General features: G+C 76.1%; 4 protein-coding genes. All 4 read left to right on the forward strand.

Annotation, left to right across the window (positions count from 1 at the left end):
- Positions 1-312: 312 nt before the first annotated feature.
- Entirely contained in the window at positions 313-726 is a 414-nt protein-coding gene (locus tag GV126_RS18515; protein ID WP_028421103.1) for a DUF3151 domain-containing protein, read from the forward strand.
- 246 nt (positions 727-972) lie between these two features.
- Complete coding sequence (locus GV126_RS18520; RefSeq protein WP_159668094.1) at positions 973-1,830, forward strand: tryptophan 2,3-dioxygenase family protein; 858 nt, start codon at positions 973-975, stop codon at positions 1,828-1,830.
- Positions 1,823-3,229 carry a kynureninase gene (locus tag GV126_RS18525; protein ID WP_236570044.1) on the forward strand — a complete coding sequence of 469 codons (1,407 nt, stop codon included), beginning with the start codon at positions 1,823-1,825 and terminating at the stop codon, positions 3,227-3,229. The genes GV126_RS18520 and GV126_RS18525 overlap by 8 nt, the downstream gene beginning before the upstream one ends.
- Positions 3,230-3,440: 211 nt before the next feature.
- Positions 3,441-4,391, forward strand: coding sequence for an alpha/beta hydrolase family protein (locus tag GV126_RS18530; RefSeq protein WP_159668097.1), 951 nt, complete (start codon positions 3,441-3,443; stop codon positions 4,389-4,391).
- Positions 4,392-4,446 lie beyond the last annotated feature (55 nt).

The raw sequence follows: 4,446 nt of genomic DNA on the forward strand, positions 1-4,446 counted from the left end.
AGGGCCGGGGGGGGGGTCGCCCCAAGGAGGCCCGCCCCCCCGCCCCCGGGGGGCACGCCCGCGGGGGCGCCCGGGGCCCGGCGGGGGGGGGGGGCCGGCGCCCCCCGGCGCGCGGCCGGCACAAAGATAAGGAAGGCGGGGGGCCGCCCGCGCCGCCCCCCCCGGGGGGGGGCCCGGCCCGCGGCGCCCGGGCGGGCCCCCCGCCCGCGTTTTTCCCCCGCTGTCCCGCGCTGTCGCCCGCTGTCCGGGCTTTCGCGCGCTTTCCCCGCCCCGCGGCGACTCGTCCCGCGGGCGATCCAGCAGACTGGTTCCATGACCCTTCACGAGAACCTGCTGGGCGGCCCGCCCCCCACCCACCTGCCCGACGACCCGGAGCCCCGCGAGCTGCTCGCCAAGGGCACGCCGCCCGCCGAGGTCGCGGCCCGGTACCCGGCGTCCTCGTTGGTCTGGGCGCAACTGGCGGAGGACGCCTTCGAGCGGGGCGCGGCCGTGGAGTCGTACGCGTACGCCCGGACGGGCTACCACCGCGGCCTGGACGCCCTGCGGCGCAACGGCTGGAAGGGGCACGGCCCGGTGCCCTGGGAGCACGAGCCGAACCGCGGCTTCCTGCGCGCCCTGCACGCGCTGGCGCGCGCCGCCAAGGCGATCGGGGAGCAGGAGGAGTACGAGCGCTGCACCCAGTTCCTGAAGGAATCCTCCGAGACGGCCGCCCGCACGCTGGGCTGATCCCGCGCGTCACGGAGCGGGCCGCCCGCGCGGGCCGAGCCGAACGGGCCGGGCGGAGCAGGCCCACCGCGCGGGCCGAGCCGAACGGACCGATTGCGCGGACCGGGGGTGACCAGGGCCCGCCCGGGCGACCGGGCGGGCCTTGCGATCTGCACGGATGGTTTGCAGGATGCCGGTGGGGACCGGGGCCCCCGTGCCGGCATCGGCAGGGGCGGACCGCTACCCGGAGTACAGCAGGAGACAGCGATGTCCCAACAGGCTCACCCGACCTCTCAGCCCGCTGAGGCCCACGAGCCCGAGACCCCGCATCTCGACTTCGACGGCACCACGCCCTACGAGGACTACGTCAAGGCGGACGTGCTCACCCATTTGCAGCACACCCTCTCCGACGATCCCGGAGAGATGGTCTTCCTGGTCACGACCCAGGTCATGGAGCTGTGGTTCACCTGCCTGGTCCACGAGTGGGAGACCGCGGCCCGGGCCCTGCGCTCGGACGACGTGCCCGCGGCGATCGCCGCGCTGAAGCGGTCCGTACGGGAACTGGAGGCGCTCAACGCCTCCTGGAAGCCGCTCGGACAGCTCACACCGGCCCAGTTCAACAGCTACCGCGGCGCCCTCGGCGAGGGCTCCGGCTTCCAGTCGGCGATGTACCGGCGCCTGGAGTTCCTGCTCGGCGAGAAGTCCGCGTCGATGCTCGTCCCGCACCGGGGCACGCCGCGCGCCCACGCCGAACTGGAGAAGGCGCTGCACGAGCCGAGCCTGTACGACGAGGTGCTGCGGCTGCTCGCCCGCCGCGGGTACGACATCCCCGCCTCCGTCCTCGACCGTGACGTCGCCCGGCGCTACGAGCCGTCGCCCGCCGTGGAGGCGGCCTGGGCGGCCGTCTACGCGGGCGAGGGGCCCGAGGACCTGGCCCGCCTCGGCGAGGCGCTGACGGACGTGGCCGAACTGGTGTGGCGCTGGCGCAACGACCACCTGGTCGCCACCCGCCGCGCGATGGGCGCCAAGCCCGGCACGGGCGGCTCCGCCGGGGTGGCCTGGCTGGAGAAGCGGGCGCAGAAGAACGTGTTCCCCGAGCTGTGGACGGCGCGGTCGTATGTCTGAACTCGCCGGTACCTCGGAACTCCTGCGCAAGGCGGAGAAGCTGGACGCCGCGGACGCGCTGGGCACGCTGCGCGACAGGTTCGTCCTGGACGGGACGGTCTACCTCGACGGCAACTCGCTGGGCGCGCTCCCGGCCCACGTCCCGGACCGGCTCGCGGACGTGGTGCGCCGCCAGTGGGGCGAGCTGCGCATCCGCTCCTGGCAGGAGAGCGGCTGGTGGACCGCGCCCGAGCGGATCGGCGACCGGATCGCCCCGCTGGTCGGGGCGGCGCCCGGGCAGATCGTGGTGGGCGACTCCACCAGCGTGAACGTCTTCAAGGCGCTGGTGGCGGCGGTCCGGATGGCCCGGGAGACGGGCGGTGGGCCGGACGGTGCGCCCGCTGCGGCGGGTGGTGGGCCGGACGGTGGGCCGAGTGCGCCGATCGGTGAGCGTGGTGGTGCGCCGGACGGTGAGCCGGGTGGTGCGCCGGGCGGGGAGCCGGGTGGTGCGCCGGGCGGGGGTCCGCGCGACGAGATCCTGGTCGACGCCACGACGTTCCCCACGGACGGCTACATCGCCCGCTCGGCGGCCCGGATGGCCGGCTGCACCCTGCGCCCGGTGGCGCCGGGGGACGTGCCCGGCGCCCTGTCCGGGCGCACCGCCGCGGTCCTGCTCAACCACGTCGACTACCGCACCGGCCGCCTGCACGACCTGCCGTCCCTGACGGCCGCGGTGCACGCGGCGGGCGCGTACGCCGTGTGGGACCTGTGCCACAGCGCGGGCGCCCTGCCGGTGGGGCTCGACGAGCACGGGGTCGACCTGGCGGTCGGCTGCACGTACAAGTTCCTCAACGGCGGCCCGGGCGCGCCCGCGTTCCTGTACGTCCGCCACGCGCTGCAGGACCGTTTCGACTCCCCGCTGCCCGGCTGGAACTCGCATGCCGAACCCTTCGGCATGCAGCCCGAGTACGTGCCGGCGCAAGGAGCCCCGCGCGGGCGCGTCGGCACGCCCGACATCCTGTCGATGCTCGCCCTGGAGGCGTCGCTGGAGGTCTGGGACGGGGTGCCGATCGAGGCCGTGCGGGCCAAGTCCCTCGCACTGACCGACTTCTTCCTGGAGTGCGTCACCGCGTACGTGCCGGCCGGGCGCGTGGAGTGCGTGACGCCGCTGGCGCACGAGGAGCGGGGCAGCCAGGTGGCGCTGCGCTGCCCGGACGCCGGGCAGGTGATGGAACGGCTGATCGACGAGGGCGTGGTCGGCGACTTCCGGTACCCGGACGTGCTGCGCTTCGGGTTCACGCCGCTGTACGTGCGGTTCGCCGACGTGGAGCGGGCGGCACGGGTGCTGGCGGCGGTGCTCGGGGAAGCGGTGCGCGGTGAGGCGGTGCTCGCCGAGGGGGAGGGGCGCCCGGAGGAGTAGGGGCGCGCGCAGGAGTGGGCGTGCGGGGGCGCGTGGCGGAGGCGCGGGATCCAGGGGCGGTCCGACCGGGTTCCCGCGCCGCCCTCACGGTGCGTCACGTCCGCGTGTAGACGCACGTCAACGGCCTGGTACCGTCCCCGCCAACGGCCGTACCACGCCGTCCCCCCACTCCTGACCCGCCACATCCGTTCTGTCGTTGAGAGGTTGGAGCATGCCGGACGCCGCCGCACGCCGCGAGGGAGCCGTACCGGGGAACGCCGCCGGCCGTGAGGCGGACGCGCGGACCGCCGCCCGTGCCGCCGCTGAGGAGCAGTCGCTGCTGTCGCAGACGCCCGTCGACCCCGACAGCACCGCCGCCTACGGCGACCACCCCGACCAGCTGATCGACTTCTACGCCCCGCGCTCCTCCCGCTCCCCGGTGCCGGGCGCCCCGGTCCCGCTCGTCGTCGTCCTGCACGGCGGTGCCTGGCGGGCCCCGTACGACCGGCGCCACATCACCCCCTTCGCCGCCTTCCTCGCCCGCCGGGGTTTCGCCGTGGCCAACGTCGAGTACCGGCGCGGTCCCGCGACCCCGGACCCCGAGGGGGAGGCGGCACCGGTGGCGGGACGGTGGCCGGACACGTTCGACGACGTGGCCGCCGCCCTCGACGCGCTGCCCGGGCTCGTGGCCCGGGAACTGCCGCAGGCGGACGCGCGGCGCACGGTGCTGACCGGCCACTCCGCGGGCGGCCACCTCGCCCTGTGGGCCGCGGCCCGGCACGTCCTGCCCGCGGACGCGCCCTGGCGCACCGACCGGCCCGCCCCGCTGCGCGGCGTGGTCGCCCTCGCCCCGATCGCCGACTTCGCGGTCGCCGAGAAGCTCGACGTGTGCGGCGGGGCCGCGTCGCAACTGCTGGGCGGCGCGGAGGAGTTCGCCGTACGCCGCCCGTACGCCGACCCCGCCCTGCTGCTGCCCACCGGCATCGCGACGACGGTGGTGCAGGGCCGCGCGGACGTGGACGTGCCGCAGGCGGTGGCGGAGGCGTACACGGAGGCCGCGGCGAAGGCCGGCGAGCTGGTGGGGCTGACCCTCCTGGAGGACGTCGGCCACTTCCCGCTGATCGACCCGACGGCGGACGCCTGCGCGGTGGTGGCCGAGGAGATCGCCCAGCTGGCGTGGTGAGGGGGCGGCCCCGGGCGGGCGGGCCGCCGTTTCAGCTGGTCGACACATGGCTCAG

The organism is Streptomyces mexicanus (assembly GCF_902506575.1).
Classification (GTDB): Bacteria; Actinomycetota; Actinomycetes; order Streptomycetales; family Streptomycetaceae; genus Streptomyces; species Streptomyces mexicanus.

Bases quoted from the DNA above. Each gene is read 5' to 3' on its own strand.
- GV126_RS18515 (WP_028421103.1), top strand. From the start codon at position 313: ATGACCCTTCACGAGAACCTGCTGGGCGGCCCGCCCCCCACCCACCTG.
- GV126_RS18520 (WP_159668094.1), top strand. From the start codon at position 973: ATGTCCCAACAGGCTCACCCGACCTCTCAGCCCGCTGAGGCCCACGAG.
- GV126_RS18525 (WP_236570044.1), top strand. From the start codon at position 1,823: ATGTCTGAACTCGCCGGTACCTCGGAACTCCTGCGCAAGGCGGAGAAG.
- GV126_RS18530 (WP_159668097.1), top strand. From the start codon at position 3,441: ATGCCGGACGCCGCCGCACGCCGCGAGGGAGCCGTACCGGGGAACGCC.